We start from the raw sequence: 21,484 nt of genomic DNA on the forward strand, positions 1-21,484 counted from the left end.
TTGTGAGCAAGTGAAGACCTCTTAGTGACGGCACCGACAGCCAACCACTAAGGGGTCTTCCTGTTGCCAGGGCCGCCGCACCACAAATACCCGCGTACCCTGGTTCCAGTCCGGAAGACCCTGGCCCGCCGCCCCAATAAGTGCTGGGATAGTGCTGGCGATGTGGAGGCGATGGCGATGGCACGGTTGGACGGGCGGATTGCGGTAGTGACCGGGGCGGCCGGCGGTATTGGACGGGCGGTTGCTGCCGGCCTTGCCCGCGACGGGGCCGCCGTCGTGGTGGTGGCCCGCAGCCAGGCCCGCGCCCTGGCGGCCATGGCGGATATCCGGACGCGCGTCCCGGCCGCGGAGCTGGAGCCCCTGGCCTGTGACCTGTCGCTGCAATCGTCCATCCGTGAGGCCATGGCCGAGCTGAAATCCCGTCACGGCCGGGTGGACGTCCTGGTGAACACCGCCGGCGTATTCCGGAAGGAACGCCAGGAAACCGCGGAAGGGCTGGAGCTCACCTTTGCCACGAACGTGATGTCCTATTTCCTGGTGACCGGACTCCTCCTGGATGCCCTCAAGAAGGGTGCCACAGCCGCCCTGCCGTCACGCATCATCAATATCGCCTCCAAATACGGCAACGTCAGGCTCCCGTTCGATGACCTGCAGACCGCCACGGGCAAATACAGTTTCCTCCGTTCCACGCCACCCACCATGCTGGCCCGGATCCTGCTGACGCAGGAGTTCGCCGAACGGCTGCGCGGCACGGGCGTGGTGGCCAATGCGGTGCACCCGGGACTGGTGCGGAATACGGGGCTGCTGCAGGACGTGGGCGGTCCGTTGCGCCGGCTGACCAACACGCTGGGCAAATCGGCGGAACGGGCCGCGGACACACCGCTGTGGCTGGCAACCTCGCCCGAGGCTGCAGCCGTGACCGGAAAGTTGTGGGCGAAGCGGAAACAGCTTCCCACCCCGGGCATGGGATCGGACCCGGAAGCCAGGCGGCGGTTGTGGGAGGCGTGCGTGCGCCTGGCCGGTACGGATTTCGCGTGAACGGCGCCCGGACGGCAACGGACGGGCCAACGTAGCGGGCAGGGAATTTGTTGACGCGCCCCTGCGTTGTCGATCTGTCCAGAACAATCTGGACAATTGAAGCTCGACAGGAGAAAACACCACATGTCAGTTGACTACGACGCTCCGCGGGTTACTCCCGAGGAAGAGCCGAACGTCGCTTTGGAGGAGCTGAAGTCCGATAAGTCCGGCCGCCGGGAGGCCAGTCCCGACATGGACGAGACGGACCTCGCGGACAGCTTCGAGCTGCCCGGCGCGGATCTTTCCAACGAGGAACTCCTTATCCAGGTGGTCCCGGTGCAGGCCGATGAGTTCACCTGCATGTCCTGCTTCCTGGTCCACCACCGAAGCCAGCTGGCCCGGGAGAAGGACGGCAAGAAGTACTGCAAGGAATGTGAGGGATAGCCGGCAGGCGGGCCGGCCAGGTTCGGATTCCAACCATTGGAATCCGGCCTCGTGGACGGAGCGTGCGGCAGTGATGATGTAGGTCACGCTCCGGCAAGGGCCGGCCGACTGGAAAGAAGGAAACCATGTCCCTCAGCGTTGAGGAAATGAACAAGCAGCTCCCGGTGGCCAACACGCTGCCCGGCGAGGCAGTCCCGTACTACATGGCGTCCGGCGAGGGCGCACGCTACGAGATCAACGGCCAGCTGGTGACAGTCATCGCCCGCGCCGCCGATACCGGAGGGATCTTCAGCGCAGCCTACGTTTCCGGCGGAATGGGGGCCGAATCCCCCTTTGTCAGCCACAGCATCGAACACAAGACCCTCTACGTCTTCGACGGGATCCTGCACGTCTGGCTGCCCGGCGAGAGCAGGATCCTCACGCCGGGCGACTCGGTGGTCATCCCGCCGAACACCCCGCACGCCTACCGGATGGCGAGCCACTACACCCGGTTCCTGAGCTGGATGACGCCCGGCGGCGGCGAAAAGTACTACGAGCGGGTGGGAACGCCCATCGATTCACACGTCCCGCCGGCCAGGCCCGGACACAAGGCCAGCCTGCAGGAGCAGGCCGAGGTGGGCGCCGAATTCGGCATCACCTTCCCCGACATCGAGCGCGTGGCGCCGTCGTTCAAGCACGACGCCGGCCTGCCGCCCACGCAGAGCCCCTACTTCCTTAGCGCCGGCGAGGGTGAGCGGCTGGCCAGCTACCAGACGATGTTCACCTACCTGTCCCGGCCCGCCAACACCGGCTCGAACTACTTCGCCGTGCACACCAAGGGCGCCAAATCCCCCTACATTCCGCTGCACTTCCACTCACAGCACACGGAGAACTTCCTCTGCACCGAAGGCCGGATGTGGCTCTACGCCAACGGCCGCGAGATGCTGCTGACCAAGGGTGACTTTGTGCACGCCCCCGCGGGCACCGTCCACTCGTTCGCCCTCGACGCCCACAACACCCAGATGGTGGGGTTCCTGACGCCCTCGGTCTTCAACGGGTTCTTCGAGTACTTCAACCAGCCCACCGAGGACTACATGTACACCGAGGGCGGCGAACCCTACATGGACATGGAGGGTTTCGGCCGCGCCCAAGCCGAAATGGACCTGACGGTGGTGGGGCCGCCGCCCCAGCGCCGCGCAGCCCTGGACATCCCCTAAGCCGCACCACAGAAGGCCCGGACTTCCGAGAGGAAATCCGGGCCTTCCCTGTGTTACCGGGTGGTTTGCCTGACGAGTTCCCGGCCGTAGTCGTTGCCGTTGGGCGTGCGGACCACGGTGTGCATGTGGAACGGGGCAGGTTCGTCGTTGCTGAGGAACACGCCGGTGTGGTGGTCCAGTTCCAGCACCACCACAGGGCTTTGCAGGCGGAAGTAGAAGGCCTCCCCGCCTTCCCAGCCGCCGATCCAGCTGAAGTACGTTTCGCCGTAGTGCTCGCGGATTTCGCGGCGACGGGCTGCGCGCGGGCCTTCCGGGAGGTACGCGATGAAATCATCCACCACCGCGTCCAGCAAGGCGCGCGCCCCGGAGGGCATATCAGCAGCCCGGATGCCCTCGTACGGGATCACCCGGTTGTCCTGGAAACAGCCGCCCAGGTGCCGTTCGTCCCCGGGGTGAAGGCGGCCTTCCGGCATGGCAGGGTCCACCATTGCCCCGTAGACAACGGCGCGGGAGCGCAGCTCGGCGGGCAGGGCGCCCATCAGTTCCCGGGCCAGGGCGATGCGGTCCTTGAATACTTTGACGCCCCGGTGCGGGCCGGCGTCGATCATGTCCGGCTCGGCGCCCATGAACACCGGCGAGATGACCAGCTGGGTGCCTGCTACCAGGCAGTTCAGCGCCGCATGGTGGCCAAAGAGCTGCCACCCCCACGGTTCGGTTTCTGACGGCCCGCCGTAGAGGGCGAAGTTGTAGCTGAACTCGTTCATCAGCAGCGGTAGCTCCACCAGGTCGCCCAGGAAGCCGTTGATGCGCATCAGGTTCCGCACCAGTTCGAACCCTTCGGCGCTCAGGCTGGCTTCCACCACGCCAAGCACGGCGTCGCGCACCGCGGGTTCCAGTTCATCGAGCCGGAGGCCGGTGTCGTGCTGCATGAACTCCGGGTTGGCCCAGCTCTGCCATTCGGGGGCGTCCACGGCGTGGCTGAGCTTCCGGGCCCGGTCAGCGTCCAGGGTGCCCAGGAGCTTGCGGGCTGCCGCCACCATCTGCGCGGTGGGCGCTTCTTCGCCGGGCCGCGCCGGTGCGAGCGGGTACAGGCCTTCCCGCCGGACGCCGTCGCTGGTGATCCCGGTGAAGGGCTGCGGGTAGAGTTGCTGCCACCCTTCGATCATGGGCCCGGCGAACGAATCGGTCTTGGCGGCTTCCGCGTACGCGCGGGCGTCCAGTCCGCGGATCCCAGCGACGCGCGGGTGGTCCGGGGAGAACAGGTAGTCACGGAAGGACGGCGTCTGCACGGATGCTCCTGGTGGTCTCGAGGGAAGTGGGCGACCAGCCGGCCGCCACGGACAAGGCGGCGCCTGCGGCCGCGGCGGAATTGCCCCGCCACGCCACGTGCTGGTCCGGGCGGACCAGCAGGGTGCCGGCACCCCATACCTGCGAAAGGTGCGTGCCGTCGTCGGCTGGTCCGACGACGGCGATGGTCACCGGGCAGCCGGTGCGGGCAGCCGCCGCCAGCACCGGCTGGAAGGCTTCCGCCGCCGGCACCCCGGCCAGCGCGCCGGCGTCGGCCAGCAGCGTGAAGCCGATTCCCAAGTGGCTGTACAGGGAGGTGCCGTCCGCCAGCCAGGCGTGCGGCAGCAGGGCGCCGGGGGTGGCTGAGGGAAGGTAGTGGATGGGGTCCTCGGCGGGGGCTGGCAGGGCGTCCGGCACCACCAGGGTTGAGTCCGCGTACGAATAGCCGAGCACCAGGCCCAGTGAGTCGAACTCGCTCTGCTTTATGGCCAGTGCCGCATTGGCGGCCCGCCGCGCCGCGTCGCCCCGTGCCCCTGGGGCCGCGAGGTGGGTGTCCGCGAAGTGGTACGCCAGGGCCTTGCCGTTTTCGGCGGCGTCCCGGATGGTGCGGGCGGCCACCGGTCGGCGCTCCTCCCCATAGCTGGGCAGGAGTCCGGGGCCGGCCCATCCGTTGATGGCGGCGGCGAGCTTCCAGGCCAGGTTGGCGGCGTCGCCGATGCAGGTGTTGAAGCCGTGGCCGCCCCACGGTGGGTTCAGGTGTGCGGCGTCGCCCACCAGGAAGATGCTGCCGTGGCTGTACTCCGGGGCCAGCAGCATCCGGGCGGTCCACGGGTCGGTGGCCACCACGTCAATGTCCACCTCCGCGCCCACGAGGGAGCGGACCATCGCGGCGGCATCTTCCGTGGTGACGTTGACGGCGGGATCCACGCCCTGGACGATCGCCCACCAGGTGCCTTCCAGGTCCATGGGCCCCACCATGCCGGAGGTTTCGGACCCCACCACCCAGTACTGGACGGCCGGGTCCAGTGCGATGGCGGATGCCAGGGACTGCGAGCGGAACAGGATGCTGACGTTGGACAAGGCCGCGGAGCCGCCTTCCAGCCGCAGCCCCAGGCTGCGGCGGACGGTGGAGGACCCGCCGTCGGCTCCGATCAGGTATTGTGCCCACAGCGTGCGGGAGGTGCCCACCGCATCGGTGACGACGACGGCGTGCGGCCCGGTGGCATCGCCGCCGGCGGGGCCGGCATCGGTGACAGACCACCCGGTGACGAAGGTGACCAGGGGGTTGTCCGTTGCGGCGTTGCGGAGGACTTCCTCAAGGACCGGCTGCGGCACCTGCTGGCCGCACTCGGGTTGCGGGCCGTACCGGCCGGGGACCAGTTGGAAGGCGTTGCGGAACCGGCGCAGTTCGTGGGCGGCGGAGCCGGTGAGCCCGGTGCAGAAGATCACGTCCTGCCCGTGGTCCACCGGCAGCGGCGCCGCGTCCCGAAGCAGGTCCGCGAGCCCAAGCCGACGCAGGTGGGTCATGGTGCGGGCGTTGGTGGTCTTGGCCCGCGGCCTGGTGTGGTCCACGGCGGTGCGGGGTTCGATGACGGTGCTGGCGATGCCGCGGGAGGCGAGGTCCAATGCCAGGAAGAGCCCGCTGGGGCCGCCGCCGGCGATGAGGACCTGCACCTCCGCCGGAAGGTCTGCAGCGTGATGGGATGCGGTCATCAGGCACGGCTCCGCAGGGAAAGGTCCCCCACCGGTGTGGTCAGTGTGCCAAGCTTCTCGATCTCCACTTCCACGGTGTCGCCGGGCTGGAGGAGCCACTGCGGGGTGCGGGCATAGCCAACGCCGTCGGGGGTGCCGGTGGCGATGACGTCGCCGGGGTGCAGCGTGAACGTCTGGCTGATGAGGGCAATGATGGCGGGGACGGAGAAGATCATGTCCCGGGTGTTGCCGTTCTGGGCCTCGATGCCGTTGACGCGGGTGCGGACCTGCAGGCCTTCGCGGAGGTCCCCCACCTCATCGCGGCTGACCAGGGGACCCAGCGGCCCGCTGAAATCGCCGTTCTTGCCCAGGGTCCACTGCGAGGTGAGCTTCTGGGCCCTGCGGGAGGTGATGTCGTTGAACGTGGAGTAGCCAAAGACGGCGTCGCCGGCGGCGGATTCGTCCACTGACTCGACCCGGCGGCCGATGTAGGCGGCCACTTCGCCCTCCCAGTCCAGCCCGTCTTCACCGGCGGGGACGGGGACCGGGACGTTGCCCACCGACAGGGACGCCGTCCAGCGGGCGAACAGGGTGGGGTACGGGGGCAGTTCCTGGTCCTTGAAGCTGCCTTCGGCAACGTGTGCCTTGTAGTTCAGCCCGACGCAGATAACCCGGGCCGAGGCCGGGACCAGCGGCACCTCGGTGACGCTGGCGCGCTCCAGCCAGGCGCCGGCGTCGGACGCTTCACTGCCTGCCGCGCCGGCAACCAGGCCCGCGGCCTTGTCCTGCCAGCCCTCGGCGTCGGCCCAGAATCCGGGGACGGGTACGAGCGGGAGGAGCCGGGAACCGGCGAGGGCGGCTGCCCAAGGTTCGCCGTGGTGGGTGGTGCCGATGAACTGCATGGAGGCCTTTCAGGTCCGGTTCCCGGAGTGCGCGTACACACCGGGCAAGGGTTGGGAAATCAGTGCAGGTCCGCCTGGCGGCGGAAGAACTCGATGGTGGCGGCGGTGGCCTGTTCCGCGGCCGTGGTGCTGCGGTCCGGGAGCTGCCACATGTGGTCCGCGTCCTCCAGCAGGAGGAGGTCGACGACGTTTCCGGCGGCTTCCAGCGCGGCGGCGAAGGTGGTGGACTGTTCCACGGGGACGAAGCGGTCGGCCGTGCCATGGATCAGCAGGAACGGCGGCGCGGCCGGGTGTACGTAGGTGAGGGGGCTCGCTGCCGCGGCTTTCGCGGGGGCCTCCGCCGGCTGCGCCCCGAGCAGGAGGGCCTCGCGGGAGCCGGGGTCATCGGCGGTGGCGACGGCGTCCGGCCGGGCCTGGGACCCCATGGTCGCAAGGTCAGTGGGCGGGTACCAGGCCACGACGCCGGCCACCTGGCTGTCCCCGTCAGCGTCGGGGCTACGGGCCGGGTCCACAAATTCCGCGCTTCCTGACGTCAGGCCGAGGAGGCTGGCCAGGTGGCCGCCGGCGGAGTCACCCCAGGCGTAGATCCGGTCCGGGTCCACCCCATACCCGGCAGCGTGGGCCCGGAGCCAGCGGACGGCTGCTTTGGCGTCCAGCAGCTGCGCCGGGAAGGTGGCGGTGTCCGTCAGGCGGTAGTCGGCCGAGGCCACCACGAAGCCGGCGGCCGCGAGCTGCTCAATAGGGCTGAGGCGGAAGCCGTCCACGCCAGGTCCCAGGGAGGACCGCTCCCCCGTCCGCCAGCCGCCGCCGTGGAAATGGACCACGGCGGGCAGGCCGGCCTGGCGGCTGCACCCGCCTCCCGGGGGCGCCGCCTCCGGAAGGTAAAGGTCCAGCAGCAGCGGGTCCGCGTTCTGTGGCCGGCCGAACTCGATCCCCCGGAGGATCCGCAGTGCCGTCATCGTTGACTCCATGTGTGCCGCGCCGTTTCTGTCCTGTTGCCTCTGTCCCGGCGTTGCCGGGCGCCGGACCAAGGTGTGGTCCGCGTTCATGGACTCAACTGTGGGGCATGGGCGGGTCCGGATGCGCGGGTGGTTTCACTGAATGAAACTGGTTCGCTGAGGACCGCACGGTGACTGGCAGGAGCCCGGGGATGACCCGGACGGTTCGGTCAGCGCGCTTCCTGCGCCGGTGGCTCTTCCTTCAGCGGACGCCTGGCCAGCCACGCCGCAACGATGGCGCCGGAGATGTTGTGCCACAGGGAGAAAACGGCGGACGGGAGTGCAGCGAGCGGGGTGAAGTGCGCGATGGCCAGCGTCGATGCAAGGCCGGAGTTCTGCATCCCCACTTCGAACGCCAGGGCACGGCGGGCCTTGTCGTCCAGGCGGCCCAGCTTGCCGGCCAGGTAGCCCAGGCCCAGGCCGAAACCATTGTGGAGCACCACGGCAAGGAACACGATGGCACCGGCGTCGAGGATCTTGTTGGCGCTGCCGGCCATCACGATGGCCACGATGAGGGAGATCACGACGGCGGAGGCCCAGGGCAGCGCGGGCAGCACCTTCGCGACGAGCTTCTTGAGGAACAGCCGGGCCAGCAGTCCGGCGACCACGGGCAGGAGCACCGTCTTGACGATGTCCAGCACCATGCCGGCGGCGTCGATCTGCAGGTAGGAGCCGGCCAGGAACAGGACCAGCAGCGGCGTGACGATCGGGGCGATCAGGGTTGAAACGGAGGCGACGGCGACCGAGAGGGCCACGTCGCCCTTGGCCAGGAACGCCATCACGTTGGAAGCGGTTCCGGAGGGTGCGCAGCCCACCAGGATGACACCGACGGCGAGTTCAGGGCTGAGGTTGAGGGCTCCGGCGATGAGCCAGCCGGCACCGGGCATGATGACGTAGTGCGCCACGATTCCGAGGGCCACCGCCCACGGCCGCTTGGCCACCGCCGCGAAATCCGGCGGGGTCAGGGTCAGGCCCATGCAGAACATGATGATGCCCAGCAGGTAGGGCACGCCCTGTCCCATGGGCTTGAAGACTCCGGGGAGCAGGAAGCCGGCGATGCCTGCGGCCACCACCAGGAGCGGGAATACCGTCACCGCGATGCGGGCGATCCGGCTCTCCGCTTCCAGCGCAGGGTTGGCGGGTGCCCCGTCCGGGGAATTCTGGGGTTTAGTTGCCTCAAGCATCCAATCATGGTGACACCGGCTGGCACGGCTCCGCCAATTGATGACCGGGAAGGGTAACAACGGCGGGGCCCTGCCGCGCCAGGACGTCCACGTCAGAGCTGTTTGCGGAGCTCCATCTTGCGGATCTTCCCGCTGGCTGTGCGGGGCATCTCGGCCACCACCACCAGGGACTTGGGGATCTTGTACCGGGCCAGCCGGCCGTCGAGGAAGCTCCGCAGCTCGTCCGCCGTCAGGGATTCGCCCTCGCGCAGGGTCACGATCGCCTGCGGCACCTCGCCCCATTTCTCGTCCGGGACGCCGATAACGGCCACGCTCCCTACGGCGCTGTGCTCGGCGATGACAGCCTCCACCTCGGCCGGGTAGATGTTCTCCCCGCCGGAGATGATCATGTCCTTGAGCCGGTCGGAGACAAACAGGAAGCCTTCCCCGTCCCGGTAGCCCATGTCACCGGAGCGGAACCAGGCCCCGTCCGCGTAGCTGGCGGCGGTGGCCTCTGGCCGGTTCCAGTACTCCTTGATCACGTTGGGCCCGGAGATCTGGATCTCCCCCACCTCCCCGGGAGCCACGGCGCCGCCCATGGGATCGGCGATCCGGACGTCCGTGAAGAAGTGCGGAAGGCCCGCCGAACCGGCCTTCTCCCGTGACCGCGCCACGGGGAGCATGGTGACTCCCGGCGCTGTTTCGGTCATGCCGTAGCAGCTGGTGAACCCGATGCCGCGGTCCTCGTACGCATCCAGGACCCGGCGGGGAATGGCGGAGCCGCCGCACGTGATCTTGTCCAGGGAGCTGAGGTCCGCCCCTTCCCAGCCCGGGTGCTCGCAGAGCAGCTGGAACGTGGTGGGCACCCCGTTGAGGGTGGTCACCTTGTGCTGCTCGACCAGTTCCAGGACCCTGGCGGGATCGAACTTGGCCTCCAGCACCACGGTGGCGCCCTTCAGGAGCATCGGCAGCAGGCCCATGTCCAGCGATGCCACATGGAACAACGGTGAGATCATCAGTGCCACGTCGTTGCGGTTCAGGTCCATGTCCACGATGGTGTTGATGCAGTTCCACGTGATGTTCCCGTGGGTCAGGAGCGCACCCTTGGGTTTCCCGGTGGTCCCCGAGGTATAGAGGATCATTGCCCCGTCATCGTGCCCCACCGGCACGTCGGGGTGGTCCGGCGCCCCCGCCTGCAGCGCCTCTTCGTAGGGTGCCACCTCACAGGGAACGACGGCGGCGGGTGAGGTGCCGGCGGAAGGTTCCGTCCCGCCGTCGGCCGCCATCACCAGGCGATGGGTGACCCCTGTCCCCTCCGCCGCGGCGGACGCGGACGGTTCCAGGGCGGCCGCGTTGACCAGGAGCCGGGCCCCGGAATCCTCCAGCTGGAACTGAAGTTCAGGCGGAGCCAGCCGGGTGTTGAGCGGGACGAAGATGGCGCCCAGCAGGCCGCAGGCGAAGAAGGTCTCCACGAAGGACGGGTGGTTCTCGCCCAGGTACGCCACCCGGTCCCCCTTGACCACTCCGCGGCCCCGGAGTGCGTTGGCCAGGCGGTCGGCCCGCTCGGCCAGTTCCTCGTAGCCAAGGGTGCTGGTTCCGGAAATGAGGGCTGCCTTGGAACCTGATTTGTGCCGGCGGCGCTGCAGCCAGGATCCAACTCCGTTGTTGTCCATGGTTCTCCTAACGGACCGTGGTGAGGTCGTTGTTCTTAGATTCCCGCGTCAGGGCGATGAAGACAATCGATACGAGGGCCATGACGGACAGGAACACCACCACCGGAACGATGCTCTGGCCGGAATCCTTATAGAGACCGGCGATGATGCCCGGGGTGAACCCTGCGCCGATGAGGGTGGCCAGCTGGTACCCCACCGCGGCACCGGTGTAGCGGGACGTGGTGCCGAACTGTTCGGACACGAACGCTGCCAGCGGCCCGTACAGGGATGAGTGCAGGACCAGCGCCACGGTAAATGCCACGAAGACCAAGCCGACATTGCCGGAGCCCAGCATGCCGAACATCGGGAACAGGTAGGCGATGAACAGGGCCAGGCCGGCGATCATCACGGGCCGGCGGCCGAACCGGTCTGACAGGCGGCCGCCCAGGAGGACGAAGACGATGGAGATGGCCGAGGCCCCGGCGAACGCGTACAGCACACCTTGCTGGGGTGCGCCCTTGGAGACGGCATAGGTGACCGAGAAGGTGGGCAGCACCACCTGCAGGCCGAACCCGGCGGCGCCGGCGAACATGATCATGATCAGCGCTTTGGGCCGGCGCAGCACCTCAAGGAGCGGGATCTTGCGCTTGGTGCCGGCCTGGGCCTCCTCCTGGGCCACCGCTTCGGCGAAAATGGGGCTTTCCGAGACCCGGAGGCGGACGAACATGCCCACGATCAGGAGCACAAAGGACAGCAGGAACGGCACCCGCCAGCCCCAGGCAAGGAAAGCGTCCTGCGGAAGGGCTGAGAAGGCACCCATCACCAGGGTGCCCAGCACGGCGCCGGTAGGCGCGCCGGCGTTGACGAACGACGCCGCGAAGCCGCGCCGTTTCGGGTCCGCGTGCTCCAGTGCCATGAGCGCGGCGCCGCCCCATTCACCGCCGACGGCGATGCCCTGGCAGACCCGCAGGAGCACCAGGATCACGGCGCCCCACGGCCCGATGACGCCGGCGCCCGGGATCAGGCCGATGAGGGTGGAGGCGATGCCCATCATGGCCATCGAGATGATCAGCATCCCCTTGCGGCCCACCTTGTCACCGAAGTGGCCGAAGATGACGCCGCCCAGCGGCCTGGCCACGTACCCGGCGGCGAAGGTGGCGTAGGCCGCCACCACGCCCACCCATTCGTCCGTGCCGGCGAAGAAGACCTTGGGGAAGGCCACCGCTGCGGCCGTGGCGTACAACAGGAAGTCGTAGAACTCGATGGTGCTGCCCAAATAGCTGGACAGGATGACCGTGCGCGCTTCCTTGCGCTTGGCGGCCGTGCCCGCGGGTGCGAGCGTGGTGTGTCCGGACATGGCTGTTCCTAAAGACGGAGGAATGTGGGGTTTTTGGGGTTGCCTGAGGCGGCGGCGCCGGAGGGCGCAGCCTGGGTTTGGATCGGCTGCTACTGGTTGAAGCGGCTTACTTGTAGAAGCGGGCCAGGAATTCGGCGACGACGGCGGGCCGTTCCTGGCCTTCGATCTCGATGGTGGCGTTGACCTTGATCTGGGCGCCGCCCTTGACCTCGGTGACGTCGGCGATGGTGGCCTGCATGCGGACCTTGGAGCCGACCTTCACCGGGGAGGTGAAGCGGACCTTGTCCAGGCCGTAGTTGACCTTGGTGGTGACGCCGTCGACGTCGAACAGCTCTCCCCAGAACGGGATGATCAGCGACAGGGTGAGGAAGCCGTGCGCGATGGGGGCGCCGAACGGGCCGTCTTTGGCGCGTTCGGGGTCGGTGTGGATCCACTGCTGGTCGTCGGTGGCGTCCGCGAACTGGTTGATCTGGTCCTGGGTGATCTGGCGGTAGTCGGTGGTGCCGAGGTCCTTGCCGGACAGGGTGAGCAGGGTGTCGAAATCGACGACGAGATTGGGCATCGTTGCCTCCTGGCAGTTGTTTGTTGGGTGAAGAAGTAGTGGTTCAGCGGGTGAAGGCGCTTTCGCCCGTGAGGGCGCGGCCGATGATGAGGGCGTTGATCTCGTGGGTGCCTTCGTAGGAGTAGACGGCCTCGGCGTCGGCGTGGAACCGCGCGACGTCGGCCGCGAGGGTGATGCCGTTTCCGCCCACCACTTCGCGGGCCAGCGCTACGGTGTCGCGCATGAACAGGGATGTCTGCATCTTGGCCAGGGCCGAGTCCTGGTCGCGGTAAATGCCTTTGGCCTGCTGCTCGGTGAGCCTGACCACCAGGGACAGGCTGGCCGTGACGTTCCCCAGCATGCGGGCCAGTTTCTCCTGGACCAGCTGGAAGGAACCCAGGGTGCGTCCGAACTGACGGCGTTCGTTGACGTAGGCAAGGGCTGCCTCGAAGGCACCTGCGGCTATTCCGGTGGCGATCCAGGCGACGTCCGAGCGCATGGCCCGGAGCATCGCCGCGACGTCCCTGAACGAGTCCACGTTGTGCAGCCGCATGGACTCGTGAACACGGACGCCTTCCAACGTGATGTGGGCGTTCTGCATCATCCGCAGGGCCGTCTTCCCGTGGATCTTCTCCAGCGTGACCCCGTCGGCCTCCCGGTCCACGAGGAAGGCCTTGACCTGCCCGTCGGCTGCATCCCTGGCGAAGACGGCCAGGACGTCCGCGGTGGCGGCGCCGCCGATCCAGCGCTTGGCGCCGTCAAGGATCCAGCCGTCCCCTTCACGGCGTGCGGTGGTGGAGAGGCCGCCGGCGATGTCCGATCCATGCTCGGGCTCGGTCAGGGAGAAGACGCCCTTGAGCGAGAAGTCGATGACCCGGGGCATCCACTCGCGCTGCTGCTCCGCCGAGGCGCCCACCCGGATGGCGGTGCGGAACAGGCCGGCCTGGGCGGTGTACCAGGTGGCCAGCGAGGCATCAGTGCGGGCAAGTTCGAAGATCCGGAAGCCCTGGTAGATTCCGCGCGCGGGCCCGTCTTTGGTGAGTTCCGCAGGTTCCATCAGGTCCAGGTCGATCAGCGGCCGGGCGAGCTGCTCCGGAAATTCGCCGCGCTCCCAGTACTCAGCCAGCAGGGGTTTTGCTTCCCGGTCCAGGAACTCCCGCAGCCGGGCCAGGACCCGGCGCTCGTCCTGTGTGAGCAGGCACTCGGCGTCGTACCAGTCCGCTGCCTCGTAGAGCCGGGCACCCACGCCCGCAGCCGTCGTCGTGCTGCTGGTGCCCATCTCAGCCACCCAGCCCGAGGAGGCGCACCGCGTTGTCCTTGAGGATCTTGGGCCGGACCTCGTCCTTCAGGGACAGCCCCGCGAAGGCACCGAGCCATTTCTGCGGGGTGATCAGCGGGAAGTCGGTGCCGAACAGCACTTTGTCCTGCAGGTAGGAATTGGAAGCCTTCACCAAGGACTCCGGAAAGTACTTGGGCGACCAGCCGGAGAGGTCGATGAAGACGTTGGCCTTGTGCGTGGCGATGGAGTTTGCCTCGTCCTGCCACGGTACTGAGGGGTGGGCCATGATGATCTGCAGGCCCGGGAAGTCCGCGGCCACGGCGTCCAGCAGCAGGGGGTTGGAGTAGGCGAGCTTGATGCCGTACCCGCCGGGCAGGCCCGCGCCCATGCCGTTCTGGCCCGTGTGGAAGATGGCCGGCAGCCCGAGTTCCTGGAGGGTCTCCCACAGCGGGTAGAAGCGTTCGCTGGACGGGTCGAAACCCTGCAGGGACGGGTGGAACTTGAAGCCGCGGGCGCCGAGTTCAACGGCCTGGTGCTTTGCTCCGGCGATGGCGTCTTCGCCGGTGCGTGGATCGACGCTGCCGAACGGGATCAGGACGTCGTTGTTCCGGGCGGCGCCGGCGATGAGCTCCGGGATGCTGTTGGGTTCGTGCTTGAGCTGGGTGCGGGCGTCCACGGTGAAGACGACGGCGGCCATGTTCAGTTCGCGGTACACCTCGGCGATGCGGTCCAGGGAGGGGGTGCGGTCCTCGGCCTTGAAGTATTTGGCGGAGGCCTCGGTCAGTTCCTCGGGCAGGGAGCCGTGGCCGCAGCTGTCCACCTCGAGGTGGACGTGCATGTCGATGGCGTCGAGCTTCGCCGGGTCGATGGCCACTTCGTAGCGGTCGGCCATGGTCAGCGGGCCTCGGCGGGCTGGGCGGGCTTCAGGTCCTCCGGGAGCGGGAGGAATTCCTCGCCGTAGCTCTGCAGCGTTTCCGGGGTGAACAGCTGGCCGGCGTCTTCCTGCAGCGCCTCATAGCTCCAGCCGCCCTCACGGTACTCGGTGGTGGCCGCTTCCGGGTGGGTCCAGACCTGCAGCCGGTCACCGCCGGCTCCGATGGCCTGGCCTGTGATGGTGGCTGCCTCGTCGGAGGCGAGGAAGGCAACCAGTCCGGAGACGTCGTCGGCCGTTCCAAAGCCCAGGTCATGGCGGAAGAAGGACGGCATGGCCTCGCCGCGCTCGTCCGCCTCCACCGCCTTCTGGAAGTAAGGGACGGTCTTGGTCATGGCGGTGGCTGCCACGGGAATGACGCTGTTGACCGTGACGCCGGCCTTCTTCATTTCCAGCGCCCAGGTGCGGACCATGCCCACGATCCCGGCCTTCGCCGCCGCATAGTTGGTCTGGCCGAAGTTGCCGCGCTGCCCGGTGGGCGACCCGATGGTGATGATGCGGCCCTGCACATTGTTTTCCTTGAAGTGCGCGAAGGCCTCCCGGACGCAGGTGAAGGTGCCCTTGAGGTGGACGTTGATGACCACGTCGAAGTCCTCGTCCGTCATCTTCAGCAGGGACTTGTCCCGCAGGATTCCGGCGTTGGTGACCAGGATATCGAGCCGTCCGAACGTGTCGACGGCTCCGGCCACCAGCGCCTTGGCGGCGTCCGTCGTCCCTACCGGAACCACCACCGCGGCGGCCCGGCCGCCGTCGGCCTCGATCTGCGCCACAGCCCGGGCGGCAGTCTCGGCGTTCACGTCGTTGATGACGACGGCGGCGCCCTGGCGGGCCAGTTCCCGTGCGTAGGCAAGGCCAAGGCCCTGCCCGCTGCCGGTGACGATTGCAACCTTGCCGTTCAAGCTCATTGGCCTGCTCCTTCGCATGCGCCGGCCGAAGCCGTTGGGGTGGTCCCACTGCGGTGTGAGATCCTTGTTGGGATCAATGAAATTACGGATCATTGAAAAAGTCAACGATTGTTTTTTACACCGGAGTTGTGATGGCCACCTTGGGCACCGAAGTTCAGACCCCCCGCCTTGCGGCAGCGAGGATCGGCAGTGATGTGGGCCTGCTGCTGGCCAAACTGCACGCCGCCGGCTCGGTGCTGAACAACAAGGCCCTGGCTGACTTTGGCCTGCGGGAGCGATCCTTCTCGGTCCTGACGCTGGCGTGCAGCGGGCTGGAGCCCACGCAGCGGGAACTGGCGGACTTCCTCAGCCTGGACCCGAGCCAGGTGGTCACCTTGGTGGACGACCTGGAGCGCCGCGGGCTGGTGGAAAGGGCGCAGGGGAAGCAGGACCGGCGCGCCAAGATCATCGTCTCCACGGCCGAGGGCCGCAGGATGCATACCAAGGCCCGGGCAGCCCTGGACGCCGCGGAACTTCACCAGCTGGCCGGACTGACCGACGGTGAGTCCCAGGAACTGAAGCGGCTTTTGCGCAAGGCCCTGTGGGGCGCGGCGGAGTAGGCGTCCGGCTGGATTTCTGTAATTCTCACCGTCCCGCTGTGGCTACCACGACCCCGAAGTTTCTTCGACAGAGGTTTCGGACGACCCAGAATCCCCTGACGCCTCCCGTCAAACGCCGGGTCCCCACGGCAGATGCGCCTAGTCACGGCCTCTGCACTACACGTCATCCGAGCGTCCGCTGAAGCATCGTCTAACGGACGTTTGTCGGGGTGGCTGAGCACCCGAGGCCCCCAGATCTGGCCTCGATCTCGACCCGCGGGTCCTGACTGCCCACGGGAACTCACACAGCCCCTGCCCTACCTTTCTGACGCCGAGTCGCTTTGGTTTTGGCGACGTTCCTTGAGTCCTGAGCGCAGGGTAGATAAAATCGCGATTCCCATGGCCACTGCGGTGAACCACAGGCCCGCAGATCCCTGCAGGGCAAGTGTTGCGGAGACGAGCAGGAGCACTACGGCAAGCATGAGAAATGCCCATCGTCCGGCGGCCATCATTTTCCCCGTTCGGTGGAGTGGTCGAGCTCGCGGGCTGCGCGGGATTTTTGATCGTGCCGGCGAAACATAAAAGCGACCACCAACATGGCAATGACGCCGATTAGCACGGACGGCACGAAGCCGATGGAACGCCAAAAAAGAGCGAACGGCAAGAACCCGGCCGCGTAGACGGCCAAGCTACGGAGCGCTCGGGTCCTAGTGGTCATCGGCCGGGGTCATCTTGTGCTCGCGTTTCGCGGGTCGGCGGCCGATGAAGTACTTGACGATCAGTGCCAGGCCGATTGGCACGAAGATAATGCCAGTGGCCAGACGGAGCATGTCAGCGGGGACCCACATGAGAAAGATTGCCGCCCAGATGAGGAAAAATACTCCGGCAATTAGTACTGGCAATGCGGGACTGCTCATTGAGTTCCCCCTCGGTGCTGAGCCCGGACCGAGCTTTGCTTAGTCAGACCGACCTCGTGATATGCCGCGAGCCTACCCACGGGGCCAGCGAACGCAAGTCAATTTACCGGCGCCGTCCCTAATCATCAAAAGCACCATCTCGTCGCGCAGACGTCCGTAAGGGGATCCTTCAACGGGCACCCCTTGTCAGACCTCAGCGCAAGCTCCGCTAGGTACTGAAGGGTGTCCAAACAGGACGAAGGTTGTGCCGTCATCCTCCAATACCGAGACATATCTTGGGCCGAAAAGCGTTACGACCGACTCGCAGATAGCCATCGCGCTCTTCGCCTCCTCACTACCGGTGGCACCGTGAGGGTCCACGAAGTTGGTTTCGACGCGAATCCTGCCCGGCTCAGTTTCTGCCACTGACTTGATCGTGTTCAACCATGGTGCGTCCTTTTTAGCTGTTTTGAAGTCAGCTGTCTTGTCCCGGCTGTAGGTCGTGGTGGGGATGGAGCTAGGCGCTATTGCGGCCTGACTGGCCATCAGGGGCGGCGTCGAGGTCTCGGGGCTCGCTTGGGGAGCGGACGCTGAGCACCCACAGAGCAACGGGGAAACCGCAACCGCGATCAACGCGAGGACAGGGAAAGCAAGCCCGTGCGAACCTGATTGTTTTGTGAACTTCGACTTATTGCCTGGCATGATGTTCCCCCAATTTATGCATCGTCTATAGAAGCTACTCGCCATCAGAATGGCATCTGAGTATTCCTCTGTGAAGATCTCGAGTGAGCGAGGGGGCTTCTAATCTCAACAGGCTGCAATGCGTTCGATTGAGGATCCTTTACCGTGCACCCTGGGGGGATCACCTATCGGGGAAGGTCAATAGGCCCTGGTTCTGTTGACGACGTCGCGGTTTCGGATGTCTGCCACGACCTGATGAACTCCGGAATGCTTTTGCCATGTTCTGACCGGGACGAAATAGTAATTGGCGGGGATGCTGATTCTTTCCAGACCTGGACCAGGTGCTGCTCGGTCGGGGCGTCCACAACGAGGTCAAAAGCTGCATCGCGGCCGGTACTGTGGACCCTTGCACGGTAGCTGCCCTTTTCGTCACCGGTTACGTTGCCAATGTCCTTCATTTCCCAATCCGTGGGGGTATTGAAGTAGGCCCGCCCTTCCGGCAGCGTTAGGGACACTTCGTGGACGTCTTCCCACACAGGAGCCGCGGCTTCCGGACGTTCTTGCAAAACCTCGATCGCCAATTCGACTGGTCCCGAATGCACTCCGGTGAACACTAGAGGCACTCGAAGGGCTTCCGGTTCTTGGCCCCGTCTGGCAGCTTGCAGCGCCGCTATAGGGTCTAAAGGAGGGAACGGCTCGACAACGAAATCCACGGCGTGGCCAACGGCGCGTATGGCAAAGGCGGCTGACTCGATCACAACCTCAGCCTAGCGTCGGCTGCTTGTGCCGTAAGTGGATCCCTTATCGGGCGGCGTATCGACGGTCAGGAGCAGATGTTGAGAAAGCCTGTGGCACCGGGACGAGCAAGGAAGGTGACGATGTGGCCATTGTCGTCCCGGAATATAGCCTTTGAACCGGACACGGTCACGGCGCCGTCCTGATAGGGGTTTCCCCATCCCGGAGGTGGATTGCCCTGACCGTCGTCCAATGGTGTTTCGGCAACGAAGAATGTGTCCTCCACGCGCAATTCCTTGATTCCGCAGTGGGTATAAAGCCGGCTTGGCATGCCCGAAGCAGCGGGGGTCAGTGTTTCCGGGGAGGCTTTGGTCATCGGCGCGGCAGGAACAGCGCACGCAACCAGGACGGCCGATAGCGCAAGGGCCAATGATGAGCGTCTGATTTTTTCGGCCATGCGACCGCCCCCAATTCCCGATCAGGCTCAAAGAGTATGCCGTGGGAAAGAGCGTGACAATGCTAGGGCTGGTCACATTTTCCTCACGGCCTCCGGTACTGGATCCTCAATCGCGCCGTTTGCGTCAGAGTTGAAAGGTCACTTCGGCGTTCTCGGATTTGAGGGTCAGTGGAGTGCCTAGATCGAACTGGCCATCTGACGGGAAGGCCAGGTAGAGGATTCCTCCGAAGGGGCCGTCTGAAAGCGAGTTGCTTTGCGCGGTCATTAGCGCCGTGCCGTGTCCATCTGTGAGCGTAAATCGCTCATGCACCGCTGCCAAAGTTGTTGCTGCCCTATGGCTGGATGGAATTCGGGCCTCTGATCGGAGGCGAATGAGGAGATGGGTCTCTGTGGTCTCCAAGGTCTGGACCGTGAGATCCATGCCGCTCTTACGGACGATGGTCAAGTTGGACGTGAACATGGTTGCATTCTAGGCACTGAGGAATGAGTGCGATATTGCTTGATGGGCGCTAAGTGTCCGGTGAAGGATCCCTCAGCGGACACTGAAGGGATCGGCGCCGCCGGAAAGTCCGGGTGGCATTGCGTTCCTGGAGTCGCGGCAACTGGGCAATCGGACCTATGACAGGATCTGATTATGACTCCAACACGATCTGCTGACGAGCTTCTTGGCGTCGATTCTCCCGCGTGGCCGTGGCTGGTGGAGCTCTTGGCTGGCGCGGTGGTCGACTTCAAAGTGTTGTCAGCGGACGACGCGTCCAAAAGGAACGTTCTCTTCCGCCTGCAGGTGACAGCCGCGTCGACGCTGGGAGCAATTGCGTCGAACTGCGCGGCTATCGTCATCGACCACGGATGGGTCCGCATTCTCGGCGCTGGCGCCAATGGAATCGAGGACATCGCTACAGTAAACGCTTTAGGTGATCCCGATCCTCGTGCAGTGCCCCCAAGGCATCTCGTCATTGCTTACGACGTCCTGGGTGGCATTTTCGCTATCAATCACGATGATCTTCGTGCCGAGCCCGGTGAAGTCTGCTACTGGGGTCCGGACACTCTGGAGTGGACGCCCCTCGGAGCCGGCCACACGGCATTCGTCGAATGGCTCGTAGGGGGCGGAACAACGGAGTTCTACCGCGAACTGAGATGGCCGGGATGGGAAGAAGAGGTCGCAGCGCTGTCCCTCGACGAAGGCATAAGCGTCTACCCGTTCCTCTTCACGAAGGAGGGCCAGAACATCGCAACGGCGGCAAGAAAAACCGTTCCCTTCCATGAACTGCTCTATTTAAATGAACACATGGCCAACAGCCTCAGCGCGAATCAGAATGGAGGACCTCCGCCTGGCGTTCGGTGAGGGATCCCTGACCGGACATCGCTCACTCGTTCTTGTTGTCCTCCGCCCGACTCGTAAGTGAGGGGATCGGCCCATCCGGCTGCTCCGGCACGTCGCTTCGGGCTTGACCGTCTTGAACGAAAGTAATCCTGACTTGGCTCCCCCGCTCAAGGACGGACCCAGCGGGCGGATCTTGGGAGGTCACCCAGAACAGCCCTGGCCACGTACGCGAACGCAGCCCTGGCCCGTCAGGGTCGCCAGCGGCAAGACCAAAGCCAATGCTCGCCGCCATCTCCTGGGCAATGTGCACAGGCTGCCCAACGAGATCTGGAACAGTCAGCTTCTGACGTTCATCCATCTCTGCAACTCCACGGCGGGTTAGGAGGATGCTGTTGTGAGAGCACCCACGAGCGCGTAGATGAAAAGACCCAAAGAGGCGATTGTTAGCACCATTATGGTTCGGCGTCCCAGGAACGGGCTTCCATCACCTTCGGGTCTATTGCGTCTGACATAAAAGAAGCAAAAGCCTAAAATAGCAAATCCGAGGACGGAAGGAATTAGTGGCCAGTACATAATTCTCTGATCCTCTCTCTCCATATGCTTTCACCATAATCGTCCTAAACCCGAAATTCCGGAAGTGCGCGGCGTTCGCGCACCGTGCAGCTGGCGATACCCAGACTTAGGAGTATTGATACGGCCCGCGACCGGGAATGCATGTATTCCTATACTTGACGCCCCCTGGCTGACAGGCGACGGGTGTCCGTAAGCCGGTCGTCCCCCGGACGTGCCGGCGCTGCCCATCGACTCGTTCCAAATCCGCGTGCATCCGCCAAGTTCGGATTCTCGTATACCCCGCCCGAATTAATGCCCGGTGAAGGGGCCTTATACGCTACAGCCCAATCATGCTCATCGGTAATGCCCGCTGCTCGACCAGCAACCAGGACCTCACCGCCCAGCGTCATGCCCTCCACGGCCTGGGAGCCGACGACGACATGGTCCACGTCGACCACGGATTTGCCGGCACTAAGCGTGACCGGCCCGGCCTGAAAAAGAACCTGGCGGCGTGCCGCAACGGCGACACCTTCGTTGTCACCAAACTTGACCGGTTGGCAAGGTCCCTGCCGGACGCAAGGGATATTGCCGACGAACTCACACGCAAGGGCGTAATCCTCAACATCGGAGGCAGCATCTACGATCCCCATGACCCGGTTGGAAAGCTGCTGTTCAACGTCCCTGGCATGGTCGCGGAATTTGAATCCGACCTTATTCGCGCCCGGACCCGCGAAGGCATGGCGGTGGCGAACGTGATCGCTTCCCGGCAGTGAGGGCACGGCCTTGGAGCTTTCGTGCAGAAGACTCTCGACCAAAACAGGGGACTTTGAACACTCCGATTTCCATACCCGTCTGCACGCGTCCCGTACTTTCGGGGCAGCGTGTGCAGACGACTTC

General features: G+C 65.6%; 21 protein-coding genes and 1 pseudogene. 6 read left to right on the forward strand and 16 right to left on the reverse strand.

Annotation, left to right across the window (positions count from 1 at the left end; translation table 11 throughout):
• Nucleotides 1–177 precede the first annotated feature (177 nt).
• From AC4EEO_RS17115 to AC4EEO_RS17125, 3 genes are all read left to right on the forward strand, one after another.
• On the forward strand, nucleotides 178–1,038 hold the full coding sequence (locus AC4EEO_RS17115) for an SDR family NAD(P)-dependent oxidoreductase (RefSeq protein ID WP_491329165.1): 861 nt from the start codon (nucleotides 178–180) through the stop codon (nucleotides 1,036–1,038).
• A gap of 123 nt (nucleotides 1,039–1,161) precedes the next feature.
• Nucleotides 1,162–1,461 (forward strand): DUF4193 domain-containing protein, encoded by a 300-nt coding sequence (locus tag AC4EEO_RS17120; RefSeq protein ID WP_018763281.1) that lies wholly within the window; start codon nucleotides 1,162–1,164, stop codon nucleotides 1,459–1,461.
• A 125-nt stretch (nucleotides 1,462–1,586) separates the two neighbouring features.
• Nucleotides 1,587–2,657 (forward strand): quercetin 2,3-dioxygenase, encoded by a 1,071-nt coding sequence (locus tag AC4EEO_RS17125; protein ID WP_491339346.1) that lies wholly within the window; start codon nucleotides 1,587–1,589, stop codon nucleotides 2,655–2,657.
• Between the two features lie 53 nt (nucleotides 2,658–2,710).
• On the opposite strand, the gene AC4EEO_RS17130 is transcribed toward AC4EEO_RS17125, so the two are convergent.
• The 11 genes from AC4EEO_RS17130 to AC4EEO_RS17180 form a co-directional block, all read right to left on the reverse strand.
• Nucleotides 2,711–3,946 (reverse strand): DUF3500 domain-containing protein, encoded by a 1,236-nt coding sequence (locus AC4EEO_RS17130; protein ID WP_491329163.1) that lies wholly within the window; start codon nucleotides 3,944–3,946, stop codon nucleotides 2,711–2,713.
• Nucleotides 3,924–5,657 carry an FAD-dependent monooxygenase gene (locus tag AC4EEO_RS17135; protein ID WP_491329162.1) on the reverse strand — a complete coding sequence of 578 codons (1,734 nt, stop codon included), beginning with the start codon at nucleotides 5,655–5,657 and terminating at the stop codon, nucleotides 3,924–3,926. The genes AC4EEO_RS17130 and AC4EEO_RS17135 overlap by 23 nt, the downstream gene beginning before the upstream one ends.
• On the reverse strand, nucleotides 5,657–6,538 hold the full coding sequence (locus AC4EEO_RS17140; protein WP_491329161.1) for a fumarylacetoacetate hydrolase family protein: 882 nt from the start codon (nucleotides 6,536–6,538) through the stop codon (nucleotides 5,657–5,659). Before AC4EEO_RS17140 ends, AC4EEO_RS17135 begins: the two co-directional genes overlap by 1 nt.
• Before the next feature lie 59 nt (nucleotides 6,539–6,597).
• Nucleotides 6,598–7,587, reverse strand: coding sequence for an alpha/beta hydrolase fold domain-containing protein (locus tag AC4EEO_RS17145; protein ID WP_491339347.1), 990 nt, complete (start codon nucleotides 7,585–7,587; stop codon nucleotides 6,598–6,600).
• A gap of 119 nt (nucleotides 7,588–7,706) precedes the next feature.
• Nucleotides 7,707–8,720 carry a bile acid:sodium symporter family protein gene (locus AC4EEO_RS17150; RefSeq protein WP_491339348.1) on the reverse strand — a complete coding sequence of 338 codons (1,014 nt, stop codon included), beginning with the start codon at nucleotides 8,718–8,720 and terminating at the stop codon, nucleotides 7,707–7,709.
• 92 nt (nucleotides 8,721–8,812) lie between these two features.
• Entirely contained in the window at nucleotides 8,813–10,372 is a 1,560-nt protein-coding gene (locus tag AC4EEO_RS17155; RefSeq protein ID WP_491339349.1) for an acyl-CoA synthetase, read from the reverse strand.
• Between the two features lie 7 nt (nucleotides 10,373–10,379).
• Nucleotides 10,380–11,708, reverse strand: coding sequence for an MFS transporter (locus AC4EEO_RS17160; protein ID WP_109863672.1), 1,329 nt, complete (start codon nucleotides 11,706–11,708; stop codon nucleotides 10,380–10,382).
• 106 nt (nucleotides 11,709–11,814) lie between these two features.
• The gene (locus AC4EEO_RS17165; RefSeq protein ID WP_018763272.1) at nucleotides 11,815–12,270 is read right to left on the reverse strand and encodes a MaoC family dehydratase; all 456 of its coding nucleotides are present in this window, start codon (nucleotides 12,268–12,270) and stop codon (nucleotides 11,815–11,817) included.
• 43 nt (nucleotides 12,271–12,313) lie between these two features.
• Nucleotides 12,314–13,528: an acyl-CoA dehydrogenase family protein gene (locus AC4EEO_RS17170; protein ID WP_109863673.1), complete on the reverse strand. Its 1,215-nt coding sequence runs from the start codon at nucleotides 13,526–13,528 to the stop codon at nucleotides 12,314–12,316.
• 1 nt (nucleotide 13,529) lies between these two features.
• Nucleotides 13,530–14,420, reverse strand: a complete 891-nt coding sequence (locus AC4EEO_RS17175; RefSeq protein ID WP_491339350.1) for an amidohydrolase family protein — start codon at nucleotides 14,418–14,420, stop codon at nucleotides 13,530–13,532.
• A gap of 2 nt (nucleotides 14,421–14,422) precedes the next feature.
• Nucleotides 14,423–15,364 carry an SDR family NAD(P)-dependent oxidoreductase gene (locus tag AC4EEO_RS17180; protein ID WP_491339351.1) on the reverse strand — a complete coding sequence of 314 codons (942 nt, stop codon included), beginning with the start codon at nucleotides 15,362–15,364 and terminating at the stop codon, nucleotides 14,423–14,425.
• Between the two features lie 131 nt (nucleotides 15,365–15,495).
• Between AC4EEO_RS17180 and AC4EEO_RS17185 the strand changes: the two genes are divergently transcribed.
• Complete coding sequence (locus AC4EEO_RS17185) at nucleotides 15,496–15,963, forward strand: MarR family winged helix-turn-helix transcriptional regulator (protein ID WP_133831446.1); 468 nt, start codon at nucleotides 15,496–15,498, stop codon at nucleotides 15,961–15,963.
• A gap of 686 nt (nucleotides 15,964–16,649) precedes the next feature.
• Here the strand turns inward: AC4EEO_RS17185 and AC4EEO_RS17190 are convergent.
• The 4 genes from AC4EEO_RS17190 to AC4EEO_RS17205 all read right to left on the reverse strand — a co-directional run bounded on the left by AC4EEO_RS17190 (nucleotide 16,650) and on the right by AC4EEO_RS17205 (nucleotide 19,171).
• A complete protein-coding gene (locus AC4EEO_RS17190) occupies nucleotides 16,650–16,859 on the reverse strand; it encodes a hypothetical protein (protein ID WP_133831239.1) in 210 nt (69 codons plus the stop codon).
• Between the two features lie 845 nt (nucleotides 16,860–17,704).
• Nucleotides 17,705–18,277: a hypothetical protein gene (locus AC4EEO_RS17195; RefSeq protein ID WP_491329149.1), complete on the reverse strand. Its 573-nt coding sequence runs from the start codon at nucleotides 18,275–18,277 to the stop codon at nucleotides 17,705–17,707.
• Nucleotides 18,278–18,342: 65 nt separating this feature from the next.
• Complete coding sequence (locus AC4EEO_RS17200) at nucleotides 18,343–18,711, reverse strand: hypothetical protein (RefSeq protein WP_491329148.1); 369 nt, start codon at nucleotides 18,709–18,711, stop codon at nucleotides 18,343–18,345.
• A gap of 124 nt (nucleotides 18,712–18,835) precedes the next feature.
• Entirely contained in the window at nucleotides 18,836–19,171 is a 336-nt protein-coding gene (locus AC4EEO_RS17205; protein WP_285246854.1) for a hypothetical protein, read from the reverse strand.
• Between the two features lie 174 nt (nucleotides 19,172–19,345).
• On the opposite strand from AC4EEO_RS17205, the gene AC4EEO_RS17210 reads away from it, so the two are divergent.
• Nucleotides 19,346–20,056 (forward strand): DUF2625 family protein, encoded by a 711-nt coding sequence (locus AC4EEO_RS17210; RefSeq protein ID WP_491329147.1) that lies wholly within the window; start codon nucleotides 19,346–19,348, stop codon nucleotides 20,054–20,056.
• 22 nt (nucleotides 20,057–20,078) lie between these two features.
• Here the strand turns inward: AC4EEO_RS17210 and AC4EEO_RS17215 are convergent, their stop codons facing one another.
• Nucleotides 20,079–20,393 carry a PASTA domain-containing protein gene (locus AC4EEO_RS17215; protein ID WP_491339352.1) on the reverse strand — a complete coding sequence of 105 codons (315 nt, stop codon included), beginning with the start codon at nucleotides 20,391–20,393 and terminating at the stop codon, nucleotides 20,079–20,081.
• A gap of 544 nt (nucleotides 20,394–20,937) precedes the next feature.
• Between AC4EEO_RS17215 and AC4EEO_RS17220 the strand changes: the two are divergent.
• Nucleotides 20,938–21,336, forward strand: a pseudogene (locus AC4EEO_RS17220) (recombinase family protein); the annotation flags it as partial.
• Between the last annotated feature and the right edge of the window lie 148 nt (nucleotides 21,337–21,484).

This window comes from Pseudarthrobacter sp. MOO13, assembly GCF_058267655.1.

Bases quoted from the DNA above. Each gene is read 5' to 3' on its own strand.
- AC4EEO_RS17115 (WP_491329165.1), top strand. From the start codon at position 178: ATGGCACGGTTGGACGGGCGGATTGCGGTAGTGACCGGGGCGGCCGGC.
- AC4EEO_RS17120 (WP_018763281.1), top strand. From the start codon at position 1,162: ATGTCAGTTGACTACGACGCTCCGCGGGTTACTCCCGAGGAAGAGCCG.
- AC4EEO_RS17125 (WP_491339346.1), top strand. From the start codon at position 1,587: ATGTCCCTCAGCGTTGAGGAAATGAACAAGCAGCTCCCGGTGGCCAAC.
- AC4EEO_RS17135 (WP_491329162.1), bottom strand. From the start codon at position 5,657: ATGACCGCATCCCATCACGCTGCAGACCTTCCGGCGGAGGTGCAGGTC.
- AC4EEO_RS17140 (WP_491329161.1), bottom strand. From the start codon at position 6,538: ATGCAGTTCATCGGCACCACCCACCACGGCGAACCTTGGGCAGCCGCC.
- AC4EEO_RS17145 (WP_491339347.1), bottom strand. From the start codon at position 7,587: ATGAACGCGGACCACACCTTGGTCCGGCGCCCGGCAACGCCGGGACAG.
- AC4EEO_RS17150 (WP_491339348.1), bottom strand. From the start codon at position 8,720: ATGCTTGAGGCAACTAAACCCCAGAATTCCCCGGACGGGGCACCCGCC.
- AC4EEO_RS17155 (WP_491339349.1), bottom strand. From the start codon at position 10,372: ATGGACAACAACGGAGTTGGATCCTGGCTGCAGCGCCGCCGGCACAAA.
- AC4EEO_RS17160 (WP_109863672.1), bottom strand. From the start codon at position 11,708: ATGTCCGGACACACCACGCTCGCACCCGCGGGCACGGCCGCCAAGCGC.
- AC4EEO_RS17165 (WP_018763272.1), bottom strand. From the start codon at position 12,270: ATGCCCAATCTCGTCGTCGATTTCGACACCCTGCTCACCCTGTCCGGC.
- AC4EEO_RS17170 (WP_109863673.1), bottom strand. From the start codon at position 13,528: ATGGGCACCAGCAGCACGACGACGGCTGCGGGCGTGGGTGCCCGGCTC.
- AC4EEO_RS17175 (WP_491339350.1), bottom strand. From the start codon at position 14,420: ATGGCCGACCGCTACGAAGTGGCCATCGACCCGGCGAAGCTCGACGCC.
- AC4EEO_RS17180 (WP_491339351.1), bottom strand. From the start codon at position 15,364: ATGAGCTTGAACGGCAAGGTTGCAATCGTCACCGGCAGCGGGCAGGGC.
- AC4EEO_RS17185 (WP_133831446.1), top strand. From the start codon at position 15,496: ATGGCCACCTTGGGCACCGAAGTTCAGACCCCCCGCCTTGCGGCAGCG.
- AC4EEO_RS17190 (WP_133831239.1), bottom strand. From the start codon at position 16,859: ATGAGCAGTCCCGCATTGCCAGTACTAATTGCCGGAGTATTTTTCCTC.
- AC4EEO_RS17200 (WP_491329148.1), bottom strand. From the start codon at position 18,711: ATGGCCGAAAAAATCAGACGCTCATCATTGGCCCTTGCGCTATCGGCC.
- AC4EEO_RS17205 (WP_285246854.1), bottom strand. From the start codon at position 19,171: ATGTTCACGTCCAACTTGACCATCGTCCGTAAGAGCGGCATGGATCTC.
- AC4EEO_RS17210 (WP_491329147.1), top strand. From the start codon at position 19,346: ATGACTCCAACACGATCTGCTGACGAGCTTCTTGGCGTCGATTCTCCC.
- AC4EEO_RS17215 (WP_491339352.1), bottom strand. From the start codon at position 20,393: ATGGATGAACGTCAGAAGCTGACTGTTCCAGATCTCGTTGGGCAGCCT.